The organism is Nocardioides sp. BE266 (genome assembly GCF_031457855.1).
Classification (GTDB): Bacteria; Actinomycetota; Actinomycetes; order Propionibacteriales; family Nocardioidaceae; genus Nocardioides.
This window is the reverse complement of the sequence record NZ_JAURTI010000006.1, coordinates 57394-80495: the sequence shown is the minus strand read 5'-3', so window position 1 is coordinate 80495 and position 23102 is coordinate 57394. Positions and strand designations below refer to the sequence as shown.

The following is a 23102-nucleotide window of genomic DNA, read 5'->3' as shown; positions in this document are numbered from 1 at the left end:
TCGCGTGTGTGTCACCCGCGCTGCCGCTGCGGTGGCGGAGTCGTCACATCTTCCTCACGACCTCACACCCTCGCGGTCCTGACGCTCTGCCGACCGATGCCCGCTGACCAACGAGCCGCGCGGCTCAGTCGGCAATACGCGCATGCAGGCGCACGTGCGTGCCCGTCAGGTCGTGCCCCACGTCGACCGCAGCGCAGAGCTGCCGCGCCAACCACAGGCCGTAGCCGTGCTCGGACAGCCCGTCCGGCGGCAGGATGCCCGTCAGCGGGTCCACGAGGGCCGTGCCGCCGTCGTGGACGTGGCAGACCCAGGTCTCCTGCTCCGGGTAGAGGTGCAGCACGGCCGGGGGCGCGCCGTGCTGGAGCGCGTTGGTCAGGACCTCGGTCACGGCCAGCGCCATGTCGGCGACGGCGTCCGGCCCGAGCCCAGCGGCGGCACCGCGGTGGCGCACCAGCCGTCGCGCCTGGGCGACGTCGGCGTGGGAGACGCAGTCGAGGGTCGTCGCTCCTGGCGGCGCGGGCACCACCTCGGTCAGCCGCGTGAGCACGGCCCGCGGGTCGAGGTAGGCGGAGTTGGGTGCGGCGGCGCCGTCCACGCGGAGGTGCTCGTGGGTGTGCCGCGCGATGTCGAGGAGGTGAGCCGGCAGCGCGCCGGCGTCGTAGGGGCAGATGAGGTCGACGTCGCGGTCGGCGAACACGACGTTGGCCGCCGCCTCCTGCCGACGGTAGTCGAGCACCTCAGCCGGGACCCGGGTGGAGAGGGCCTGCTCGGCGACGACGACGGAGCGGACGTCGGGCGCCTCTGCCGCGAACTCCAGGAGCACGCGATAGGCGTTCCACTGCGGGGTGTAGGCGACCGTGTCGTCGACGTAGGTCACCTCGTCGGCGTCGCGGCCGAGCTCGTGACGGATCCACTCGACGCGGTCCGGCGGCGCCATGACCAGGCCACGGTGGCCCTGCGCGAGGCCGGCCCGGAGGAAGGAGCCGGTCTCGGCGGCGTACTGCCGCGGGCTGTCGTAGAGGAGCGCGGCGTGGGTCGCGGGGGCACTCACGGCGCGACTCGCAACCGCTCGTGGCTGATCCCGGCGACCTCCAGGATCCGGCGTACGGCGTGGGGCACCCGGTCGAGCAGCAGCCAGCCGCTGTCGGGGAGCTCGGCGGCCGCGGCCTGGAGCCGGCACATCGTGCCGATGTCGGCGAAGGTCACCTCGCCGAGGTCGAGTCGCAGCCGGGGGGTCACCGCCGCGCGCGAGAGGACCAGCTGCTTGAGCAGGTCGCGGTTGGAGACGTCGACCTCGCCGCTGACCCGCAGGCCCCACGGCTCGTCGACGGCGAGGAACGTGCCGATCGGGGGTACGTCGACCTCCGGCGCCTGGCCGTCGTGCTCGCGCGCGATCGAGGCCGCCTGCTCGGGATCGAGCCGGCTGGCGTCGTAGAGGCACACCGAGCTGACCTCGAGCTCGTGCTGGAGGTACGTCGACATCCGCTCCCAGGCGAGCACCTCCTGGTGCGACCCGAGCAGGGCGGACAGCCCGTCCATCCGGGCGGCCACGCGGAGGCCGGGGAACCCGTCCTTGCAGGCCTGCGCGGCCGCGGCGCGGAAGCCGTCGGCGACGGCGGAGAGGTCGTCGGGACGCCGGGTCCCGTAGGCGTCGGCGAAGGAGCTGATCCGCAGCTGTCCCGTGGCGAGGGCCTCGGCCACGTGCACGTGCTCGGGCAGGGCCGTGACGAGGGCCTCGGCCTGCTCGTCGGATGCGACGTAGAGCAGCCGGTCGCCCGCGGCGAGGCCCTGGCCCACGAAGGTCGCCGCGACCCGGTCCAGCTGGATCTCACCGGGCTCGAGCGCGCACAGGTGCGTGCCGGGCTCGAGCGTGCAGAGATCTGCCGCCGAGCGGTGCGCCCCGTGGATCATGCGGTCACTGTAAGTCTGCTGGACCGGTCTGGACCATCAGATCGTCAACAGTTCTCGGGCAGCGCGGGTGGCGACCGCTCGTCGTGCCACACCGACCGCTGGGCGCGCCGCCGCTCCCACCGGCCGACCGGCGCCCGTCGCCCCCTCCCGGGCGCCGTGTGACCGGTGCCACGGTGACGGCGGTCACACCTCGGTGACCCCCCGCCCGGAAGGACCCTGACGTGACCCAAGACGCCCACGACCAGGCCGCCCGCCACGACCCCGTCTACGACGAGCTGTCGGCGCGGCCCGAGTTCGCGGAGCTGCGCTCGCGCTACCGCCGCTTCGTCATCCCGGCCACTGCCGCCTTCCTGGCCTGGTACGCCCTCTACGTACTGATGTCGATGTTCGCCCACGACTTCATGAGCACCAAGGTCGCCGGCAACATCAACGTCGCGCTGGTCTTCGGCCTCCTTCAGTTCGCCACGACCTTCCTGATCGCGTGGCTCTACAGCCGCTACTCCAACACCAACCTCGACCCGCTGGCCAAGCAGCTGTCGGACGACTACTACGAGAGCCGGGAGCGCTGACATGGAAGGCCACCAGATCCTCACCACCGCGCTGTTCCTCAGCGTCGTCGCCCTCACCGTCGGCATCACCATCTGGGCGAGCCGCAACTCCTCCGGTGCGGCCGACCACTACGCCGGCGGCCGCGGCTTCTCCGGCTTCCAGAACGGTCTTGCCATCGGCGGCGACTACATGTCGGCGGCGTCGTTCCTGGGCATCTCCGGAGCGATCGCGCTGTCCGGCTACGACGGCTTCCTCTACTCGATCGGCTTCCTCGTCGCGTGGCTGGTCGCGCTGCTCCTCGTCGCCGAGGTGCTGCGCAACTCCGGGCGCTACACGATGGCCGACCAGCTGGCCTACCGGATGAAGCAGAAGCCCGTCCGCACGGCCGCGGCGACCTCGACCGTGGTCGTCTCGATCTTCTACCTGCTCGCGCAGATGGTCGGCGCGGGCGCGTTGGTCGCGCTGCTCCTCGGTGTCACCAGCGAGGGCATCAAGAACCTGACGATCTTCTTCGTCGGTGCGCTGATGATCTTCTACGTCACCGTCGGCGGCATGAAGGGCACCACGTGGGTGCAGATCGTCAAGGCGGTCCTGCTGATGGCGGGCTCCGCGCTCATCGTCGTACTGGTGCTGGCGAAGTTCGGATTCAACCTCTCCGAGCTCCTCGGCACCGCCGCGCAGAACAGCGGCAAGGGCGGCGCGTTCCTCGAGCCCGGCCTGAAGTACGGCGTCAGCACCACGTCGAAGATCGACTTCATCTCCCTCGGCATCGCCCTCGTGCTCGGCACGGCCGGCCTGCCGCACATCCTGATCCGCTTCTACACGACCCCGACGTCGAAGGACGCCCGCAAGTCCGTGCTCTGGGCGATCGGCCTGATCGGCGCGTTCTACCTGTTCACGCTGGTCCTCGGCTTCGGTGCCGCGGCCCTGCTCGACAAGGACTCGTACGCCGAGGTGGCCGCGTCCGGCGGCAACCTGGCCTCGCCGCTGCTGGCCGAGGCCGTCGGAGGTGGGCCGGGCTCGACCGGAGGTGCCGTGCTGCTGGCGCTGATCGCGGCGGTCGCCTTCGCCACGATCCTGGCGGTGGTCGCGGGCCTGACGCTGACGTCGTCGGTGTCGGTGGCGCACGACCTCTACAACTCGGTGTTCAAGGACGGCAAGGCCTCCGAGGCCGAGGAGATCCGGGTGTCCCGGATCGCCGCCGGCGTCATCGGCCTGGTCGCGATCCTGCTGGCCATCCCGGCGCAGAAGCTCAACATCGCGTTCCTGGTCGCGCTGGCCTTCGCGGTCGCGGCCTCGGCGAACCTGCCGGCGATCATCTACAACATGTTCTGGCGGCGCTTCAACACCCGCGGCGCGCTCTGGAGCATCTACGGCGGCCTCATCTCCGCCGTGGGCCTGGTGATCTTCAGCCCGATCGTGTCCGGCAAGGGCATCGACCCGGCCACCGGCAAGAACCTGTCGCTGCTGCCCGCCGACATCGACATCTCGTGGTTCCCGTTGGAGAACCCCGGCATCGTGTCGATCCCGCTCGGCTTCCTGCTCGGCTACCTCGGCACCATCTCCTCGAAGGAGCCCTCGGCCGAGGAGCGCTACACCGAGCTGGAGGTCCGCGCCCTCACCGGAGCGGGCGCCGAGCAGGCGGTCCAGCACTAGTCCAGCACTGAGGGGCAACGTTCCCGCAACGTGGTGACGGCCATCATGTGTCCGTCGTCACAGCACCACCCATGACCCCTTCGCCGAGCCGGAGTAGGTTCGGCGAAGGGGTCGCCCCATTCCCCCTGACATCGTGTCCCGCCCGAGGAGAGAGCCCCCTTGTCCGAGAAGACGCAGTCCGAGCAGACCCTGTCGAACCTGATGCACGAGGACCGGCGCTTCGAGCCTCCCGCCGGCCTGGCTGCCGACGCCAACGTGAAGGAGGAGGCCTACGCCCGGGCCGACTCCGACCGCGAGGCCTTCTGGGCCGCCGCGGCCGACCGCCTCGAGTGGGGCCAGAAGTGGGACCAGGTCCTCGACTGGTCCAATCCCCCGTTCGCCAAGTGGTTCGTCGGCGGCACCATCAACGCCTCGGTCAACTGCGTGGACCGCCACGTCGCCGCCGGCAACGGCGACAAGGTCGCGCTCCACTGGGTCGGCGAGCCCGAGGACGACACGCGCGACATCACCTACTCCCAGCTCAAGGACGAGGTGTCCAAGGCGGCCAACGCGCTGACCGGGCTCGGCGTGAAGAAGGGCGACCGGGTCGCGATCTACATGCCGATGATCCCCGAGGTCGTCGTCGCGATGCTCGCCTGCGCCCGCCTCGGCGCCCCGCACACCGTCGTCTTCGGCGGCTTCTCCGCCGACGCCCTCGCCTCGCGCATCACCGACTGCGAGGCCCACGTCGTGATCACGTCCGACGGTGGCTACCGCCGCGGCGCCGCCAGCGCGCTCAAGCCCGCCGTCGACGAGGCCGTGGAGAAGACCGGCGACCTGGTCCGCAACGTGCTCGTCGTACGGCGCACGGGGCAGGAGGTCGCGTGGGACGACAGCCGTGACGTGTGGTGGCACGACGCCGTCGACGGCGCGTCGGTCGACCACGAGCCCGAGATGCACGACGCCGAGCACCCGCTCTACGTCATGTACACCTCCGGCACGACCGGCAAGCCGAAGGGCATCCTCCACACCACCGGCGGCTACCTCACCGGCACGTCGTTCACGCACTGGGAGGTCTTCGACCTCAAGCCCGAGACCGACGTCTACTGGTGCACCGCCGACGTCGGCTGGGTGACCGGCCACAGCTACATGGTCTACGGCCCGCTCGCCAACGGCGCGACGCAGGTGATGTACGAGGGCACGCCCGAGAAGGGCCGCTGGTGGCAGATCGTGCAGGACTACAAGGTCACGATCTTCTACACCGCGCCGACCGCGATCCGGACCTTCATGAAGCAAGGCCGCGAGATCCCCGACGGCTACGACATGTCGTCGCTGCGGCTCCTCGGCTCGGTCGGCGAGCCGATCAACCCGGAGGCCTACGTCTGGTACCGCGAGGTCATCGGCGGCGACCGCTGCCCGATCGTCGACACCTGGTGGCAGACCGAGACCGGCCAGATCATGATCAGCCCCCTGCCCGGCGTGACCGCCGGCAAGCCCGGCTCGGCGATGAAGGCACTGCCCGGCATCGCGGCCGACGTCGTCGACGACGACGCGCACTCGGTCGGCAACGGCAACGGCGGCTACCTCGTGCTCAAGGAGCCGTGGCCGGCGATGCTCCGCACGCTGTGGGGCGACGACGAGCGCTTCAAGGAGACCTACTGGTCGCGCTGGCAGGGCCTCTACTTCGCCGGTGACGGCGCCAAGCTCGACGACGACGGCGACATCTGGCTGCTCGGCCGCGTCGACGACGTGATGAACGTGTCGGGCCACCGCCTGTCCACCACCGAGATCGAGTCTGCCCTGGTCTCCCACCCGAAGGTCGCCGAGGCGGCCGTGGTGGGAGCCGCCGACGAGACCACCGGCCAGGCCGTGTGCGCCTTCGTCATCCTGCGCGACTCCGCCGGCGACGGCGGTGAGGACATCGTCGAGGAGCTGCGCAAGCACGTCGCGAAGGAGATCGGCGCCATCGCCAAGCCGCGCCAGATCATGGTCGTGCCCGAGCTGCCCAAGACCCGCTCCGGCAAGATCATGCGCCGCCTGCTCAAGGACGTCGCCGAGCACCGCGAGGTCGGCGACGTGACCACCCTCGCCGACTCCACGGTCATGGACCTGATCAAGGGCAAGGAGGGCTCGGCCGCCTCCGAGGACTGATCACCCCGATATCTGAGGACGTGGTGGACGGCATTACGGTCCGCTGACGTCCACGGCGTCCTCAGACATCTGGCCAGGGGCCTCACTAGGGTTGTGGAGGTGAGCGCCTCCTCGACCGCCGAGCTCCCGCACGCCGACGTCGCCGTGATCGGCGGCTCCGGCTTCTATGCCTTCCTGCCCGACGCGACCGAGCACGAGGTCCCGACACCGTACGGCGACCCCTCGGCGCCGATCGCGGTCGGCGAGGTGGCCGGCCGGTCGGTCGCCTTCCTCCCACGCCACGGCACGCACCACGACCACCCGCCCCACGGGATCAACTACCGCGCCAACGCCTGGGCGCTGCGGTCCCTCGGCGTGCGCCAGGTCCTCGCACCCTGCGCCGTCGGCGGCCTGCGCGACACCGTCGCCCCCGGCGACCTCGTCGTGCCGGACCAGCTCGTGGACCGCACCCACCGCCGCGTCGGCTCGTTCGTCGAGGCCGGCGCCGTCCACCTGCCGTTCGCCGACCCCTACTGCCCGGGCGTCTCGGCCGCGCTGGCCGGCGCGGACCCCGACGTCACGGCCGGCGGCACGATGGTCGTGGTCGAGGGCCCGCGCTTCTCCACTCGTGCCGAGTCGCGCCACTACGCCGACCAGGGCTGGGACCTGATCAACATGACCGGCGCACCCGAGGCAGCCCTCGCCCGCGAGATGGGCCAGTGCTACGCCTCGCTCGCGCTCGTCACCGACATGGACGCCGGCGCCGAGTCGGGCGCGGGCGTGGGCCAGGAGGAGGTCTTCGCGCTGTTCCGCGCGAACCTCGAGCGACTCACCGGGCTGCTCGCCTCCGCCGTCGCCGGACTCCCGGACCCCGACGGCTGCTCCTGCGGGTCGTGGTGGGACGGGATCGACCTGACCTATGAGGTGCCCGGGATCGAGGGTGGCCGGTGAGGGTGCTGGTGACCGGTGCCGCGGGCTTCATCGGCACGGCGATCGCGTCGGCGCTCGACCGGGCGGGGCACGAGGTCGTCGGTGTGGACCTCATGCTGGACAGCGCTCACGGCAGCACCGAGCCCCCGGCCGGGATCCACCACCTCGACGTCCGCGAGGCCGCCTCCGACCAGTGGTCCGCACTGCTGCGCGGCACCGACGTGGTCTGCCACCAGGCAGCGCTGGTGGGTGCCGGCGTGCGCGTCGGCGACCTGCCGTCGTACGCCTCCCACAACGACGTGGGCACCGCCGCCCTGCTCGCAGCGATGCACGAGGAAGGCGTGGACCGGCTGGTGCTCGCCTCGTCGATGGTCGTCTACGGCGAGGGCCGTTACACCTGTCCGGCGCACGGCGACCAGCAGCCCTCCGCGCGGTCGCGCGAGGCGCTCGATACCGGCGACTTCGAGAACCACTGCCCGCACTGCGACCTGCCCCTCGACTGGGCACTGGTCCCCGAGGACGCGCGGCTCGACCCGCGCAGCAGCTATGCCGCCAGCAAGCTCGCGCAGGAGCACTACGCCTCCTCGTGGGTGCGACAGGCGGGGGCGGGAGCCGTCGCGCTGAGGTACCACAACGTCTACGGGCCCGGCATGCCGCGGGACACGCCGTACTCCGGGGTGGCGGCGATGTTCCGCTCCTCGCTCGAGCGGGGCGAGCGTCCGCAGGTCTTCGAGGACGGGGCCCAGGCGCGCGACTTCGTCCACGTCGACGACGTCGCCCGGGCGAACGTCCTCGCGATCGAGCAGGTGGCGGCCGAGCCCGCGTCGCGGTTCGCGGCGTACAACGTGTGCTCCGGCACGCCGGTCACGATCCTCGACGTCGCGCGGCAGGTCGCGATCGGATCGGGTCGCGACCTCGAGCCCGAGGTGACCGGCGGCTTCCGCCCCGGCGACGTGCGCCACGTCGTCGCCTCGCCCGAGCTGGCGGCCCGCGAGCTCGGCTTCACGGCATCCGTCGACCCGGCGGTCGGCCTCGCCGACTTCGCGACGGCTCCCCTGCGCGCCTGACCGTCCTCGCTCACCAGGAGGTGTAGAGGAGGTGCTGGACGAGCAGCGCCGTCAGCACCTGGAGCCCCAGCCCCCACCGGCGCCAGCCACCGGGCAGCAGCGCGAGCGTGAGCGTCAGCCAGGGCACGAACGGCAGCCAGATGCGCTCGACCTCGGCCTTCGACATCCGGCTGAGGTCGGCCACGGCGATCGCGAGGAGGGCCGCGAGAGCGAGCACCCCGAGCACCCGCTCCTCGCCCTCGTGCCGGCGCGCGGCGACCGCCACGCCTGCCCCCAGCAGCGGACCCGCCGAGACCAGCAGGGCGCCCACGTTGCCCCACACCCAGTACGACGCCGGGCGGGTCGCCGCGATGCCGTCCCAGTAGCGGTCCACCAGCACGGGGTAGGCGTCCCACCACGGAAAGCCGAGGGCGGCGAAGGCGAGCACCACGGCCAGTGCCGACACCGCGGCGACCGGCAGCGGCCGCCAGGAGCGGGCCAGCCACAGCACCGCCAGCGCCGGGAGGCCGAGCAGCGGCAGGCCGTAGGAGCTCATCACGCACCAGCCCAGGAGCAGCCCGGCGACCACGCCCCAGGCCACCATCCTCCTGGTCGACCGCGCCGTCGCGGACGCCGCGAGGGCCGCCAGCCCCCACGCCGCGCAGGCGGTGAACACCGCGTCCGCCGACACCGCGAGGTAGACCGCGGCGGGTGACAGCACGAGGAAGGGCGCCGCCAGCCGCGCCAGTCGGTCCACGCCGAGACGGCGCAGGGTCACCAGCGTGGCTGCGGGGATGCTCGCGGCGACGAGCACGACCGCCACCGCCACCTCGAGGTCCCCACCGAGCCCGACGCGCACCAGCGCGACGAAGAACAGCAGCGCGCCCGGCGGGTGCCCGGCCGGGTGGGTCGGCCAGTTGTCCGGGTGCGACCGCGGGATCCGGTCGACGTACTCCCGCAGCACGGCCGGGACGTCGCCCACCTCCCGGGCGCTGACGAGGTACTCGTGGTGGTTGGTCATCACCCGTGTGAGCCCGTCGACACCGTCGACCAGCGCGAGGGAGAGCAGCCACACCACCGCGATGACGTACGACGCCACCAGCAGGCGCCGCCACGACCACCGCAGGGCCCACGACTCCGCGCGCCAGGCACCGAGGCCGGCGACCACCAGGGCAGGGACCGTGCCGATGCCGACCTTCGGCTGCCAGTAGCCGTGGAGCGGCGGCAGGCCGAGCATGTCGCTGCGGGCGTCGACGTCCCATCCGGCCAGCGCCGGCACGACGAACGAGGCCAGCAGGACCACGCCTGCGACCGCCAGCCCGATGACGGGAGCGCGTCCGGGGAAGCGCCTCTCGGTCATGCCGACGAGCCTAGGTCCGTCCTACCGACGGGCCACGGGCGCACCCAGGACGTCACAGGTTCGTAAGCCGCCGAGCAGGCATGGAAACGGTCGTTCGTGGCTACGTTCGACGCATGTCCAGCAATGCCGCCATCTGCGACCTGGTCCTGCCCTGCAAGGACGAGGCACCGGCGCTGGCCGACCTGCTCAGCCGGGTGCCGGCCGAGTTCGCGGCCATCGTCGTCGACAACGGGTCGCGCGACGGCACTGCTGCAGTGGCCCAGGGGTGGGGGGCCTGCGTGGTGGTCGAGCCCGTTCCTGGGTACGGCTCGGCCGTCCACGCAGGTCTGGTCGCGGCCACCCGCGACTACGTCGCGGTGATGGACGGCGACGGATCCTTCGACCCCGCCGACCTGCTGCCGCTGCTCGCCGACGTGCGCGAGGGCCGCGCCGACATCGCCGTGGGACGCCGCCGGCCCGTCGGGCGCGGGGTGTGGCCCTGGCACGCGCGGCTCGGAAACGCGCTCATCGCCGCCTGGCTACGCCGCACGCTCCGGATGGAGGCCCACGACATCGCGCCCATGCGGGTGTTCCGGCGACAGGCGATGCTCGACCTCGACCTCCGGGACCGACGGTTCGGCTACCCCGTCGAGCTGCTCCAGGCGGTGACCCGAGGCGGCTGGCTGCTGACCGAGCACGACGTCGCCTACCACCCACGCGCCGCGGGCACCCGGTCCAAGGTGTCCGGCTCCGTGACCGGGACCCTCCGCACCGCTCGTGACTTCTGGCGGGTGCTCCGATGAGCGACCTGACCGTCCTGGTGCTCGCCAAGGCGCCCGTCCCCGGACGCGCGAAGACCCGGCTGGCGCGGGTCACCGGCGACGAGGTCGCCGCCGACCTGGCCGCTGCCGCCCTGCTCGACACCATCACTGCTGTCGCCGCGACGCCCGGCGCCCGCGGCCACCTCGCCCTCACCGGCGACCTGAGGGCCGCGACCCGCGGGCCCGCGCTGCGCGCGGCGCTCGCCGACTGGCGGGTGACCCCGCAGCGGGGACGCACGTTCGCCGAGCGGCTCGTGGCTGCCCACGCCGACGCCGGTCCCGGACCCGTGGCCCAGGTCGGCATGGACACCCCCCAGCTCACGCCCGACCTGCTGCTCGACGCCGTCGACGGGCTGTCGTCGTACGACGCGTGCCTGGGACCCGCGGACGACGGCGGCTGGTGGGTGCTGGCGCGACGCGACCCGAAGGTCGCCGGACCGCTCGCCGGGGTCGAGATGTCCACCCCGGCGACGTACGACGACTCGCGCGCCGCACTCACGGCGGCCGGACACCGGGTCTGCGCCACGACCGTGCTGCGGGACGTGGACACGGTCGACGACGCGGCCGAGGTCGCGCGCCTGGCGCCGGGCACCCATTTCGCCGCTGCCTACCGCGCGTGGGAGGCGACCCGGTGACCGACCAGTCGTTCAGCACCGTCTTCGCGAGCGCGCTCCACGGCAGCCCGACGGTCGTCGTCGGCCTGCACGACCAGCCGACCGCCCTTCCCGTCGACCTCTGGAGCCGGCCGGCCGACACGGTCGACCTGCGGCTGGTCGCGCTCTGCGACGGCCCGACCCTCGACATCGGCTGCGGCCCGGGGCGGATGACCGAGGCGCTCGCCTGCGCCGGGCACCCCGCCCTCGGCATCGACGTCGTGGGGGCAGCCGTCGCGCTCACCCGGCAGCGCGGGGTCCCGGCGCTGCGACGCGACGTCTTCCAGCGCGTGCCGGGCGAGGGCCGGTGGGAGACGGCGCTGCTGGCGGACGGCAACATCGGCATCGGCGGCGACCCCGGCGCGCTGCTGGAGCGGGTCCGGCACGTGATCGCACCGGGTGGACGGGTCGTGGTCGAGCTCGCCGCCCCCGGCGTCGGCATGCGCGACGGCTGGGCGGTGCTGGAGGGCACAGGGGGGCGCAGCCGCCCCTTCCGGTGGGCCACGCTCGGCACCGACGACGTGGCACGGGTCGCGCGGCGGGCCGGCCTGGTCGTCGCATCGGTCCACCCGTTCGGCCAGCGGTGGGCCGCCGTCCTCACGGAGGACCCGTCATGAGGGCGCCGACGCCGGACAGCTTCACCTCGCGCCTCCGGAGCCCGGCGGTCGCCGCGCGGGTGGGCCTGTGGCTCGGCATCTGCTTCGGCACCTGCTTCCTCACCGGCCTGGTCAGCCACTACGCGCAGCTGCCGTCGCACCCGATCCCCTTCCCGACCAGCCCGAGCTGGGGCTACCGGGTCACCCAGGGCCTCCACGTCGTCACCGGTGTCGCGTCGATCCCGCTGCTCCTGGTCAAGCTCTGGTCGGTCCTGCCCAACCTCTTCCAGGCGCTGCCGTCGCTGCGCGACCCCCGCGGACTCGTCCTGACCATCCTCGAGCGCGGCTCGATCGCGGTCCTCGTCGCCTCGTCGGTCTTCCAGCTCGCGACCGGCGTCGCCAACACGGCCCAGTGGTACCCGTGGACCGCGTTCTCCTTCCGCACCACCCACTACGCCCTGGCCTGGGTCGCGATCGGCGCCCTGCTCGTGCACGTCGCCGTCAAGCTACCGGTCATCCGCGACGTGCTGACCAGCGACATCGACGCCACCACGCACGACCGCCCGACGGCGACCGTGGCAGGCGCGTTGTCCCGCCGCGCCCTGGTGCGGACGACGTTCGCCGCTGCCGGCGTCGCCGTGCTCGCCACCGCGGGCAGCACCGTGCCCTGGCTGCGCCGGGTCTCGGTCCTCGCGGTGCGCACCGGCGAGGGCCCGGGCGGAGTGCCGATCAACAAGTCGGCGAAGGCGGCGCGGGTCGAGGAGGCCGCCACCTCGCCGGACTGGCGGCTCGAGGTCGTGGTCGCCGGAGAGGTCGCCCGCTCGTTGTCGTACGACGACCTGCGCGCGCTGCCGCAGCACACGGTCGACCTGCCGATCGCCTGCGTGGAGGGCTGGAGCGCCCAGGGCACCTGGTCCGGCGTCCGGCTGGTTGACCTGCTCACCGACGCCACCGACGCGGACGTGCGGGTGACCTCGCTCCAGCAGTCGGGCCCCTACCGCTCCACGTCGCTGCCCGCGAACTTCGCGCGCGACCCTCGCACCCTGCTCGCCCTCGACCTCGCCGGCGAGCCCCTGTCGCTCGACCACGGCTACCCGTGCCGGCTGATCGCCCCCGACCGGCCCGGGGTGCTCCAGACCAAGTGGGTCACCCGGCTGGAGGTGTCGGCATGAGGACCCGCGCGGCACTGGGCGCCCTCGGCGGCGTCCTGGCCCTCTACGGCGCCTGGCTCGTGCTCTCGCGCCAGGACCCCGGTCAGTGGCTCGAGATCGCCCTCTGGCTGGGCGCCGGGGTCCTCGCCCACGACGCGGTGATCTCCGGGATCGTCATCGGCCTGGGCCTGCTCGGCACGCGGGTCCTGCCGGATCCCTGGCGCGCGCCCGCAGCGGTCGCGCTGGTCGTCTGGGGCGGCCTGAGCATCGCGTCGATCCCGGTCCTGACCGGGCTCGGGGTCCGCCCGGACAACCCGACCCTGCTGGACCGGCCCTACGTCGCGACGTGGTGGACGATCAGTGCCATCGTGGTGCTCACGGTCGTGGTCGCCGGTCTCGTCCGGTCCCGCAGGGAGCACGCCGACGATCCACGCACGGAGGGGTGAGGCATGGCACGGGTGCTCGTGGTCGACGACGACGCGACGGTCCGCGAGGTGGTCGTCGACTACCTGCGCGCGGCCGGGCACGACGTCGCCGAGGCGGTCGACGGCGCGGGTGCGCTGGAGGCCGTGCGGGGCGGCGGCGCCGACCTGGTCGTGCTGGACGTGATGATGCCGGGGATCGACGGCCTGGAGGTGTGCCGCCGCCTGCGCCGGCAGGGCGACGTACCCATCGTGCTGCTCACCGCCCTCGGCAGCGAGCAGGACCGGGTCGTCGGTCTGGAGATCGGCGCCGACGACTACGTCACCAAGCCCTTCAGCCCCCGCGAGCTGGTGCTGCGGGTCGACTCGATCCTGCGCCGCAGCAGTGGCGGCGCCGACACCGACCTCCCGGCCGTCCTCGTCGACGGCGCGCTCGTCGTGGACCGCGACCGACGGCTCGTCACCCTGGGCGGCGCGGAGACACCGTTGACCGGACGCGAGTTCGACCTGCTCACCTTCTTCGTGTCGCGTCCGGGCATCGCCTTCTCCCGCGACGACCTCCTGCAGCAGGTGTGGGGCTGGTCCTTCGGCGACCAGTCGACGGTGACCGTCCACGTGCGCCGCCTCCGCGAGAAGGTCGAGGCCGACCCGACCACCCCCACGCGGTTGCTGACCGTGTGGGGCGTCGGCTACCGCTGGGAGCCGCAGCCGATCGCCGAGGGGGCGAGATGAGCGACCTGACCGAGATCTGGGTGATCGCCGCGGCGTCCGGACTGGCCGTGGGGCTGCTCGGCCTGCTCGCCGGCTGGTTCCTGCGGCACCGCTCGCTGCGCTGGCAGCTGCTGGTCGTCGGCGTGGTCACGGCGCTGACCCTGCTGGTCGGGGTGCAGGTCGTCTCGCGGCGGATGCTCATCTCCGACCACGACCTGCACGTGGTCCTCATCGTCACGAGCGCCGCGGCCGTGGTGTCGCTCGCGGTCGCCCTCCTCCTCGCCTCGGCGCTCGTCCGCTGGTCGCGCGACCTGCGCGAGGACGTACGACGTGTGGGTGCCGGCGGACTCGTGACCGCGCAACGACGGGGGCCGGCGGAGTTCCAGGAGCTCTCCAGCGAGCTGGCGGCGGCCCACGACCGGCTGGCCGAGGCGCGCGAGCGCGAGCAGCTGCTGGAGGAGTCGCGACGTGAGCTCGTGTCCTGGGTGTCGCACGACCTGCGCACACCGCTGGCCGGCATCCGGGCGATGGCCGAGGCGCTCGAGGACGAGATGGCGACCGATCCGCCGCGCTACCACCGCCAGATCCGCGGCGAGGTGGACCGGATGGTCGCGATGGTCGACGACCTCTTCGAGCTCTCGCGCATCCATGCCGGCCAGCTCGTCGTCGAGCCGCAGCTCGTCGGACTGGGAGACCTCGTCAGCGAGGCGCTCGCCGCCGCCGATCCCGTGGCCCGCGCCCGCGGGGTGAGGCTCGGCGGCGAGGTGTCCCAGGGCCTCCAGGTCGCGGGCGACCCGGCCGGGCTGACCCGGGTGCTGGCCAACCTGATCGTCAACGGCATTCGCCACACGCCGGCCGACGGCACCGTTCACGTGCGGGCCCAGCCGGTCGACGGCGGGGTCGAGCTGGCCGTCACCGACGGCTGCGGGGGCATCCCCGACGAGGCCCGCGAGCGCGTCTTCGACGTCGGCTACCGCGGCACCACCGCGCGGACTCCCGAGGGATCCACGGCTGACGTCCACTCCGCGCGGGCCGGGCTCGGGCTGGCGATCGTGAAGGGGATCGTCGAGGCGCACCGGGGCTGGGTCGAGGTCACCAACGTCGGCGCGACCGACGGTGACGGGGCCGGGTGCCGCTTCGTCGTACGCCTCCCGGAGACCCAGCCGACCGGCTGAGTCACTCCTCGGGCTCGGGCTCGGGCTCGGACTGCTCGTCGTCGTGGGGCTCGTGCCCACGGGTCGCCACCAGCAGGAGCACGACGCCCACGACCGCGGCGACGAGGGAGGCCAGCAGGATGGCGATCTTGGCCTCCTCCGTCAGCAGCTCGGCGCCCGGGAACGACAGGCCGGCGATGAACAGCGACACGGTGAAGCCGATGCCGCCGACCGCCCCGAGCCCGAGCACCATCGACCAGCCGGTCTGGTCGGGGAGCTTGCCGAGTCCGACGCGCACGGCCAGGAACGAGGCCACGAAGATGCCGATCGGCTTGCCCGCGACCAGGCCCAGCACGATCCCGAGTCCCACCGGCTCGCTGAAGACCTTGCCGATGGCGCCCAGCTCCACGCCGGCGTTGGCCAACGCGAAGATCGGGAGCACCACGTAGCTCGACACGGGGTGGAGCGCGCTCTGGAGTCGCTCGACGACGGAGACCGACTCCTTCAGCAGGAAGCGAAGCCTGGCCAGCTCGTCGGGGTCGAGGTGGTTGTCGCGCAGGGCGGCGCGGGCGTGCCCGCGGGCGAGCTCCTCCTTGAGCAGCGGCCCGGCGGGCGCGAGCAGGCCGATGGCGACGCCGGCGAGGGTCGCGTGCACGCCGGACTCCAGCAGGGCGAACCAGACGCCGACGCCGAGCACGGCGTAGACGACCACGGACCAGACGCGGAGCAGGCGGGCGACCACCATCGCGCCGAGCAGCACGAGCGCGATCGCCAGCCAGGCAAGCGACAGGTCGGCGGTGTAGAAGATCGCGATGACGAGGATCGCGCCGATGTCGTCGACGATCGCCAGCGTCAGCAGGAACAGCCGCGCCGCCGAGGGGATCCGCCGACCGAGGATGCCGAGCACCCCCACCGCGAACGCGATGTCGGTGGCCATCGGGATGCCCCAGCCGGCCCCGCCGTCGCTGCCGGGCGGGTTGAGGGCGAGGTAGAGGCCGGCCGGCACCGCCATCCCGCCGATCGCCGCGACGATCGGCAGCGCCGCCGTCCGGGGGTCGCGCAGGTCACCGTTGACCAGCTCGTACTTGATCTCCAGGCCCACCACGAAGAAGAAGATGACCATCAACGCGTCGTTCACCCAGTGCTGCAGCGACTCGTCGAGGTGCAGCGGCCCGACGTCGAGGGTCAGGTGGGTGTGCCAGAGGGAGTCGTACGACGCCGCCCAGGGGCTGTTGGCCCACAGGAGCGCGACAGCGGCCGCGGCCAGCAGGAGGAGCGAGCCGGCTGCCTCGACCCGCAGGAACTCCCGGGCCGGCCGGGCCACCAGTCGCGCCAGCGGCTTGTTGCTGGCGAGGTAGACCGGGCCGTTCTCCCAGATCTCGTCGCTGGTGCTCGGGTCGTCGTGGGGGTTGGTGGGGCGAGAGGCCATGCGGAGGCTCGTCCTTCCGGGTGGTCGGGGCAACGATCACCGCGGTTGCGCACCGCGGGCCGACCAGACTTCCCGGCTCACCTGAGGGGCCAGTCTAGAGGGTCGCGTTGGTAGGGTCGCAGCGGTCAGCAGACGACGTACGGCAAAGGACACCCGCGCATGGCAAACGAACCGGTCAAGGACACTGATCCGACGCTCGGCAAGCTCGTCATGGACGCGCAGCGCGACATCTCGTCGCTGATCTCCAAGGAGATCCAGCTCGCCAAGAGCGAGCTGACGGTGAGCATCAAGCACGGCGGTGTCGGCATCGGCCTGTTCGCGGGGGCTGCCTTCCTCGGGCTGCTCGCGATCATCATGCTGTCGGTCTCGATCGCCTACTTCATCCACTGGGCCGGCCTCGGCCTGCACTGGGCGTTCCTGATCGTCTTCGCGCTCTACGTCCTCCTCGCCGCGCTGCTCGCCTTCATCGGCGTCAAGCAGGTCAAGCAGGTCAAGGCGCCCGAGCGCGCGATCGAGCAGGGCAAGCAGATCCCCCAGGCCCTCAAGGGCAAGGGCTGAGCTCTCGCGCGTCGTACGCCGACACGCCCGACAGCGGTGGCCCACCCACATTCCCGGCCGCCGGAATGTCGCTCCACCACCGCCCGACCTGAGAGCGGTCAGCGCACGCAGGTGCCGGTGTCGACCGGCGACTCGCTGGTGACGCCCTTCGCGGCGGACTCGGAGACCTGGCCGGCGGTCAGGGCGTAGCCGGTGTCGCGGTCGCTGACCGAGGCAGCGAAGACCATGCCGGCGACGTCACCGCCCGAGGTGAGGATCGGCCCACCGGAGTTGCCGGGCCGGATCAGGCCGCGCAGCGAGTAGACCTGACGGATCACCGTGCCCTCGCCGTAGATGTCGGGCGAGCGGAGCCGCTGCTGGGAGCGGATGCGGCCGGCCTCGACGTCGTAAGGGCCGTCCTCGGGGTAGCCGACCACGGCGACGTTGTCGTCGGGCTGGGCCTCGGTGTCGAACTTCAGCAGCGGCACGCCCGGGTCGGCCATCGCGAGCACCGCGATGTCGAGGTCGGGGTCGTAGAGGACGACGGACGCGACGACGGTCGTGCCGCCGACCTCGACCTCGGGCCGGGTGACGCCGGCGACGACGTGGGCGTTGGTCATCAGCCGGCCTGGCGCGAAGAAGAAGCCGGTGCCCTCGACGCCGCTGCCGCAGCCGTTGGCGCCGCGGACCTTGACCACGCTGGACTGGGCGGCGACCACGTCGGGGTCGGTGAGCATCCGCTTGTCGCCGGGCTTGACCGCGACGATGCGCTCCGGCGCGAAGGGCTCGAGGTAGCGCGGGAAGAAGGTGGTGCCGACGACGTTGTTGAAGGTCTGCAGCACCTTGCTGGCGTCGGCGGGAAGGGTCTCGTCGACCTTGGCCAGCACGGTGGAGTCGCGCACCAGCGGGGTGATCGCGCCGATCCGGGTGCCGGACACCGCGACACCCAGCGCCCACGCGACCAGGAGCACGGCGACAGCGCTGAGCGCCGATCCGCCGATCGCATCCACGGCGCGGATCGGCTGCCAGGTGATGCGGTCGCGGATCCGGGCGCCGGCGTACTGCAGCAACGCCTGGCCGAGCGAGGCGGAGATGATCACGATGAAGAGCGCGCCGAGCGAGACCCACAACGACGGCGCGGCGTCGCCCAGGGCGAGGGGTGCGGCCCAGACGCCGAGCAGGCCGCCGACCAGCAGGCCCGCGGTGGCGAAGGCCCCGGTGATGAACCCCTGCCAGTAGCCGGAGAGGGCATAGATCCCCACGAGCGCCAGCAGGCACCAGTCGAGGACGTTCATCTCAGCTCACTCCTCGAGCGTGGTGTTGGGCGCCAGGTCGGTTCCCCTGGGCACACCTTGCAGCATGTGGTCCGGCAGGTCACGCACCCGCGCCCGGTCCCAGTCCTCGGCCCACCCGAGGTAGCCGAAGAGCCGGGCGATGATGCCGGCGGTGAAGCCCCACAGGATGACGTCCTTGTCGGGGCCGATCAGGAAGCCCGGACCCACCCAGCCGCTGGGGTGGCGGACGTTGATGCGGTGCTGGGGGTCGAGCAGGTCGGCGATGGCGACGTGGTGGATCTCGTGCACCTCGTCGGGACTGGCGATGCGGACCTCGCCGGGGTCCTTCCAGTAGCCGAGGATCGGCGTGACCGCGAAGTTGCTCGGCGGCAGCCACAGCTCGGGCAGCTCGCCGAAGACCTCCACCTCCGACGGCTCGAGCCCGATCTCCTCGTAGGCCTCGCGCAGCGCGGCCTCGACCGGGGTCTCGCCCTCGTCGAGCGAGCCGCCCGGGAACGACACCTGGCCGGGGTGGGAGCGCATGTGGTGAGCCCGCTCGGTGAGCAGGAGCTCGCCGCGGTGGGCGAGGTCGTCGGGCTCAGCCGGATCCCCGTGGCGGTCGGCGAAGACCATCAGCACCGCACCGCGCCGCGGGTCGCTGTCCTCCGGCGGCATGAAGCGGGTGAGCTCGTGGACGGTGATCGTGGAGGCGGCCTCGACGACCGGCGCGAGCCAGCCGGGGAGGCTGCTCATGCCGGGGTCCCCGCGGCGTTGTTCGGGGGAGCGCAGCGGAGGAGAAGAACGTCGTGGGGTGGGTTCATAGATCGATCCCGAGGTGCTCGGCCACGAGCTCCTTGACCTCGGCGGCGGAGTCGACGCCGCCCGAGGCCTGGCCGACGACCTTGCCGGACTCGTCGACGAAGACGAACGCCGGCAGCCCGCGTCGGGCGACCGCGAACGCCTCCTCGGTCATCAGGTCGCCGCCCGGGTCGGCGATCGAGGGATAGGTGGCGCTGGTGTCCTCGGCGAGCGCCATCGCGGCGTCGGGCAGCACGTCGTTGAAGTCGATGCCGACGACGGCCACCTGGTCGGCGTACTGCTGGTGGAAGGACTCCAGCGCGGGCATCTCCTTGCGGCAGGGGCCGCAGTTGGCCTGCCACAGGTTGATGACCATCGGCCCGCGCAGCGAGGACAGCTCGACGTCGGGACCACCACCGAGGCACGGCAGCGTCACCTCGGGCAGGCCGCCCGCGACAGGCGCCCCGGTGCCGGGCGTGCAGTCCTCCATGCCGATGCGCGCCTTGACCTTGCGCAGGGCCGGGGTGTCGACCTTCACGTCCGGAGGCCGTACGTCGATGCCCTTGCCGTCATCGCACCCGGCGAGCAGCACGACCGCGAGGACGGCGAGGAGGACCTTCCTCATGCGGGGCCCTGCGTCGTGACGAGCTTCTCCGCCTCGACCGGGTCGGTCGGGCCCGCGCCGAACGACGGGCACAGCTTCGCCAGCGGGCAGGCGCCGCAGGCGGGCTTCTTGGCGTGGCAGCGACGGCGGCCGTGCCAGATGACGTGGTGCGACAGCATCGTCCAGTCGCGCTTGGGGAACAGCGCGCCGATGGCGTGCTCGACCTTGACCGGGTCGGTCTCCTCGGTCCAGCCGAAGCGGCGGACCAGTCGGCCGAAGTGGGTGTCGACGGTGATGCCGGGCTTGCCGAAGGCGTTGCCGAGGACGACGTTGGCGGTCTTGCGGCCGACGCCGGGCAGCTTCACCAGCTCGTCGAGCTTGGCCGGCACCTCGCCGTCGTAGTTCTCGACGAGCGCCTGGCTCAGCTTGAGCAGGGAGTCGGTCTTGGCGCGGAAGAAGCCGAGCGGGCCGAGCAGCTGCTCCATGTGCTCGCGCGGGGCGGCCGCCATCGCCTCGGGCGTGGGGTAGGCCGCGAAGAGCGCGGGGCTGGCGGCGTTGACCCGGCGGTCGGTGGTCTGCGCCGAGATCACGGTCACCACGAGGCACTCGAAGGCGTTGGTGAAGTCGAGCTCGGCCGCGGCGTCGGGATAGGTCTCCCCCAGGATCCGGTCCATCCGGCGCGCCCGTCGCACGAGCGTCGTGTCGGGCTTGGGGATCTCACGGGGGTCGACCTTGGGGGCAGCAGGCACGCGCTCAGCCTACGGTCCGGCTCCGACACCGCCGAGACGGCCGCAAACCAACTCACGGGTGGGGACATTGCCGCTTGTGAGCCAGACCACGGCTAGGATCGACCCGATCCCGACCGCCCCAGGCAACGACACCGTCGGGACGCACCCCTACTGGGAGGAAAGACGTGGACAACGACGTGCTCCGGCAGGCGCCTCTGTTCAGCTCGCTCGACGACGAGGCGGCGACTGCACTGGGTAGCTCGATGGCCGAGACCACGCTGCGTCGTGGCGACGTCCTCTTCCACGAGGGCGACTCGGGCGACAAGCTCTACATCGTCACCGAGGGCAAGGTGAAGCTCGGCCGCTCGTCCTCCGACGGCCGGGAGAACCTCCTCGCGATCATGGGCCCCGGCCAGATGTTCGGCGAGCTCTCGCTCTTCGACCCGGGCCCGCGCTCGGCCACCGTCACCGCGGTCACCGACGCGACCTTCGGCTCGCTGTCCCACGACGACCTCCTCCGCTGGCTCGACGGCCGCCCGCAGGTCGCCCGCGGCCTGCTCTCCCAGCTCGCCTCGCGGCTGCGCAAGTCCAACGACGTCGTGGCCGACCTGGTCTTCTCCGACGTCCCGGGCCGCGTCGCCAAGGCGCTGCTCGACCTCGCCGACCGCTTCGGCCGCACGGCCGACGACGGCGTCCACGTCCACCACGACCTCACGCAGGAGGAGCTCGCCCAGCTGGTCGGCGCCTCCCGCGAGACGGTCAACAAGGCGCTCGCCGACTTCGCCTCGCGCGGATGGCTGCGCCTGGAGCCCCGCTCCGTGGTGATCATGGACCTCGAGCGCCTCTCCCGCCGCGCCCGCTGAAACTTCTTCGTCCCGCCTGACCCCCGCCGGGGCGCATCCGTGCGTCTGACGTGGTGAAGGGGGTCCTGATGACAGATCGATCCGGGTTCGACCAGTTCGTCCATGCGCGTGGCCCCGCCCTCGCGCGCACGGCGTACCTGCTGACGGGTGACCACCACCTGGCCGAGGACCTCGTGCAGGCCGCGCTCGTGCAGGCGGCGAAGCACTGGGAGCGCATCGAGACCTCGCCGGAGGCCTACGTCCGGCGCACGATGTACCACCAGAACATCTCCTGGTGGCGGCGCCGCAAGCTCGCCGAGACCCCGCTCGAGCAGTACGACGCCCCGGTAGCCGCAGCCGACCCGACCCTTCGGCTGACGCTCGAGCAGGCGCTGCGCCGGCTCACCCCGCGCCAGCGCACAGTGCTGGTGCTGCGCTACTTCGAGGACCTCACCGAGGTCCAGACGGCCACCGCGCTGGGCATCTCCAGCGGCGCGGTCAAGTCCATGTCGCGCGACGCCCTGCGGCGGCTGCGCGCCCTGGCCCCCGAGCTCGCCGACCTGGTGGGAGCAGACGCATGACCACTCAGCTGCGCGAGGAGCTCACCGCCCTCGCCGACACCCAGACCTTTTCCCCCGACCCCGCCGCCTGGGACCGGGGCCGCCGCGCGCGCCGGAACGCGCGAGTGATCCGCGTTGCCGCCGTGGCCGCGGTCGTCGCGATCGTCGTCGGTGTCGGCGCGGTCAGCCTCGCGCCTGACCGGGAGGCACCCCAGCCCGCCGGCGAGGTGCGTGGCGGCGCGATTCCGAGCCGCATCCCGGTGACGAAGCAGGACTTCCTCACGGACCTCGCGATCGGCAAGGCGTCGATCGCCTACGTCGACGAGAACAGCATGCCGGTCCTCGTCGACGCGAGCACCGGCGAGGCCCACCGCACGGTGCTGCCGGACTTCCCGACGCAGCAGGCCTTCAGGCTGACGAGGGACCTGCGTCGCGGGTCGTGGCTGGCGCTCTCACCGGACGGGCTCCGGCTCGCCTACCCGACCGTCGCGGTGCAGGACGACGGCACGGGCAGGCGCTCCTTCATCACCGCGTGGTACCGCGTGGTCGACCTGACGTCCGGGACCAGCGAGCTGGTGGCGCTGCCGCCCGGCACGGGCACCCCGCTGGCGATGTCGTGGACCGCCGACGGGCGGATCGCCGTCGACGTCCTCGGCACGCCGACGCGCCGGGTCACAAAGGCGAACACTCCTCCGGCGGTCGGCTGGACCGTCGACCCGGCCACGGGCGATGCGAGCACGTCGCCGCTCACCGGCATCGTGGCGCCGGGGGGCGGCATCAGCGCAGTGCTGCCGCGGGAGTCGGATCTCGTCGACGCCGTGCAGTTCCAGACCTCGTCGGACACCGACCCCGTCAGCGTGCTGCCCACTGATCGCTACCCGGAGGGTGCCGTCGTGCAGCCGCTCGGCTGGGTCGAGCCGGACGTGCTGGTCGCGTGGATCGACCCGCCGCCGAGCAAGGTCACGGAGCCCCCGCGGCTGGCGCTCGTCGCGTCACCCGAACGCCCCGGCTCGGACGTGGACTTCCGGGAGTTCCTGCCCCGGTTGCCACCTGCCCTCAGCATGAGCATCGCGGTCGACCTGATCCCCGACCTCACCGGCGACCCCGACCAGGAGCTCACGCACGACTTCAGCGCCACCTCGCCCGCGGACGAGGACCCCGACAGGCTGCCGTACGCCCTCGGCGGCCTCGCGGCGCTGGCCGCGGGTCTCGCCTTCGTCCGGATGATGCAGAAGCGCGCCTGAAGATTTCTCTGCGCGGGTGCCACCCGTCACGATGCGAG

Annotated in this window: 24 protein-coding genes; 16 read left to right on the top strand and 8 right to left on the bottom strand. The window is 72.4% G+C overall.

What is annotated here, in order from left to right:
• Positions 1-124 precede the first annotated feature (124 nt).
• Both J2X46_RS18365 and J2X46_RS18360 read right to left on the bottom strand, forming a co-directional pair.
• Positions 125-1051 carry a sensor histidine kinase gene (locus J2X46_RS18365; protein WP_310253121.1) on the bottom strand — a complete coding sequence of 309 codons (927 nt, stop codon included), beginning with the start codon at positions 1049-1051 and terminating at the stop codon, positions 125-127.
• Positions 1048-1911, bottom strand: a complete 864-nt coding sequence (locus tag J2X46_RS18360) for an MEDS domain-containing protein (RefSeq protein ID WP_310253119.1) — start codon at positions 1909-1911, stop codon at positions 1048-1050. The genes J2X46_RS18365 and J2X46_RS18360 overlap by 4 nt, the downstream gene beginning before the upstream one ends.
• A gap of 221 nt (positions 1912-2132) precedes the next feature.
• Here J2X46_RS18360 and J2X46_RS18355 point away from each other — a divergent pair, with 221 nt between their 5' ends.
• The 5 genes from J2X46_RS18355 to J2X46_RS18335 all read left to right on the top strand — a co-directional run bounded on the left by J2X46_RS18355 (position 2133) and on the right by J2X46_RS18335 (position 8222).
• Positions 2133-2480 (top strand): DUF485 domain-containing protein, encoded by a 348-nt coding sequence (locus J2X46_RS18355; RefSeq protein WP_310253117.1) that lies wholly within the window; start codon positions 2133-2135, stop codon positions 2478-2480.
• 1 nt (position 2481) lies between these two features.
• Positions 2482-4116, top strand: a complete 1635-nt coding sequence (locus J2X46_RS18350) for a cation acetate symporter (protein WP_310253115.1) — start codon at positions 2482-2484, stop codon at positions 4114-4116.
• Between the two features lie 201 nt (positions 4117-4317).
• On the top strand, positions 4318-6246 hold the full coding sequence (gene acs, locus J2X46_RS18345) for an acetate--CoA ligase (protein ID WP_310253498.1): 1929 nt from the start codon (positions 4318-4320) through the stop codon (positions 6244-6246).
• A gap of 99 nt (positions 6247-6345) precedes the next feature.
• Complete coding sequence (locus tag J2X46_RS18340; protein WP_310253113.1) at positions 6346-7176, top strand: S-methyl-5'-thioadenosine phosphorylase; 831 nt, start codon at positions 6346-6348, stop codon at positions 7174-7176.
• Positions 7173-8222, top strand: a complete 1050-nt coding sequence (locus J2X46_RS18335; protein ID WP_310253111.1) for an NAD-dependent epimerase/dehydratase family protein — start codon at positions 7173-7175, stop codon at positions 8220-8222. Before J2X46_RS18340 ends, J2X46_RS18335 begins: the two co-directional genes overlap by 4 nt.
• A 10-nt stretch (positions 8223-8232) precedes the next feature.
• On the opposite strand, the gene J2X46_RS18330 is transcribed toward J2X46_RS18335, so the two are convergent.
• Positions 8233-9561 (bottom strand): hypothetical protein, encoded by a 1329-nt coding sequence (locus tag J2X46_RS18330; RefSeq protein ID WP_310253110.1) that lies wholly within the window; start codon positions 9559-9561, stop codon positions 8233-8235.
• 113 nt (positions 9562-9674) lie between these two features.
• Here J2X46_RS18330 and J2X46_RS18325 point away from each other — a divergent pair, with 113 nt between their 5' ends.
• From J2X46_RS18325 to J2X46_RS18295, 7 genes are read left to right on the top strand one after another with little or no spacing between them, the layout of a single operon-like run.
• Positions 9675-10343, top strand: coding sequence for a glycosyltransferase family 2 protein (locus J2X46_RS18325; RefSeq protein ID WP_310253108.1), 669 nt, complete (start codon positions 9675-9677; stop codon positions 10341-10343).
• Entirely contained in the window at positions 10340-10996 is a 657-nt protein-coding gene (locus tag J2X46_RS18320) for a DUF2064 domain-containing protein (protein WP_310253106.1), read from the top strand. The genes J2X46_RS18325 and J2X46_RS18320 overlap by 4 nt, the downstream gene beginning before the upstream one ends.
• Positions 10993-11631, top strand: coding sequence for a methyltransferase domain-containing protein (locus J2X46_RS18315; protein ID WP_310253104.1), 639 nt, complete (start codon positions 10993-10995; stop codon positions 11629-11631). The genes J2X46_RS18320 and J2X46_RS18315 overlap by 4 nt, the downstream gene beginning before the upstream one ends.
• Positions 11628-12782, top strand: coding sequence for a molybdopterin-dependent oxidoreductase (locus tag J2X46_RS18310; RefSeq protein WP_310253102.1), 1155 nt, complete (start codon positions 11628-11630; stop codon positions 12780-12782). The genes J2X46_RS18315 and J2X46_RS18310 overlap by 4 nt, the downstream gene beginning before the upstream one ends.
• Positions 12779-13207, top strand: coding sequence for a hypothetical protein (locus J2X46_RS18305; RefSeq protein WP_310253100.1), 429 nt, complete (start codon positions 12779-12781; stop codon positions 13205-13207). The genes J2X46_RS18310 and J2X46_RS18305 overlap by 4 nt, the downstream gene beginning before the upstream one ends.
• Positions 13208-13210: 3 nt before the next feature.
• Positions 13211-13915 (top strand): response regulator transcription factor, encoded by a 705-nt coding sequence (locus J2X46_RS18300; protein WP_310253098.1) that lies wholly within the window; start codon positions 13211-13213, stop codon positions 13913-13915.
• Positions 13912-15069 (top strand): HAMP domain-containing sensor histidine kinase, encoded by a 1158-nt coding sequence (locus tag J2X46_RS18295; protein ID WP_310253096.1) that lies wholly within the window; start codon positions 13912-13914, stop codon positions 15067-15069. The genes J2X46_RS18300 and J2X46_RS18295 overlap by 4 nt, the downstream gene beginning before the upstream one ends.
• A gap of 1 nt (position 15070) precedes the next feature.
• Here J2X46_RS18295 and nhaA read toward each other — a convergent pair whose 3' ends face one another.
• Positions 15071-16477, bottom strand: a complete 1407-nt coding sequence (gene nhaA / locus J2X46_RS18290) for a Na+/H+ antiporter NhaA (RefSeq protein ID WP_310253095.1) — start codon at positions 16475-16477, stop codon at positions 15071-15073.
• A 159-nt stretch (positions 16478-16636) separates the two neighbouring features.
• Between nhaA and J2X46_RS18285 the strand changes: the two genes are divergently transcribed.
• The gene (locus tag J2X46_RS18285) at positions 16637-17035 is read left to right on the top strand and encodes a phage holin family protein (protein ID WP_310253093.1); all 399 of its coding nucleotides are present in this window, start codon (positions 16637-16639) and stop codon (positions 17033-17035) included.
• Between the two features lie 98 nt (positions 17036-17133).
• On the opposite strand, the gene J2X46_RS18280 is transcribed toward J2X46_RS18285, so the two are convergent.
• The 4 genes from J2X46_RS18280 to nth all read right to left on the bottom strand — a co-directional run bounded on the left by J2X46_RS18280 (position 17134) and on the right by nth (position 20364).
• The gene (locus J2X46_RS18280) at positions 17134-18309 is read right to left on the bottom strand and encodes a MarP family serine protease (protein ID WP_310253091.1); all 1176 of its coding nucleotides are present in this window, start codon (positions 18307-18309) and stop codon (positions 17134-17136) included.
• Between the two features lie 6 nt (positions 18310-18315).
• Positions 18316-19041, bottom strand: a complete 726-nt coding sequence (locus J2X46_RS18275; protein WP_310253090.1) for a CoA pyrophosphatase — start codon at positions 19039-19041, stop codon at positions 18316-18318.
• Between the two features lie 64 nt (positions 19042-19105).
• A complete protein-coding gene (locus J2X46_RS18270) occupies positions 19106-19711 on the bottom strand; it encodes a TlpA disulfide reductase family protein (protein ID WP_310253089.1) in 606 nt (201 codons plus the stop codon).
• A complete protein-coding gene (gene nth / locus J2X46_RS18265; RefSeq protein ID WP_310253496.1) occupies positions 19708-20364 on the bottom strand; it encodes an endonuclease III in 657 nt (218 codons plus the stop codon). The genes J2X46_RS18270 and nth overlap by 4 nt, the downstream gene beginning before the upstream one ends.
• A gap of 239 nt (positions 20365-20603) precedes the next feature.
• Between nth and J2X46_RS18260 the strand changes: the two genes are divergently transcribed.
• From J2X46_RS18260 to J2X46_RS18250, 3 genes are all read left to right on the top strand, one after another.
• Positions 20604-21281, top strand: coding sequence for a Crp/Fnr family transcriptional regulator (locus J2X46_RS18260; protein WP_310253088.1), 678 nt, complete (start codon positions 20604-20606; stop codon positions 21279-21281).
• A gap of 68 nt (positions 21282-21349) precedes the next feature.
• Positions 21350-21841 (top strand): SigE family RNA polymerase sigma factor, encoded by a 492-nt coding sequence (locus J2X46_RS18255; RefSeq protein ID WP_310253087.1) that lies wholly within the window; start codon positions 21350-21352, stop codon positions 21839-21841.
• The gene (locus J2X46_RS18250; protein WP_310253086.1) at positions 21838-23064 is read left to right on the top strand and encodes a hypothetical protein; all 1227 of its coding nucleotides are present in this window, start codon (positions 21838-21840) and stop codon (positions 23062-23064) included. The genes J2X46_RS18255 and J2X46_RS18250 overlap by 4 nt, the downstream gene beginning before the upstream one ends.
• Positions 23065-23102 lie beyond the last annotated feature (38 nt).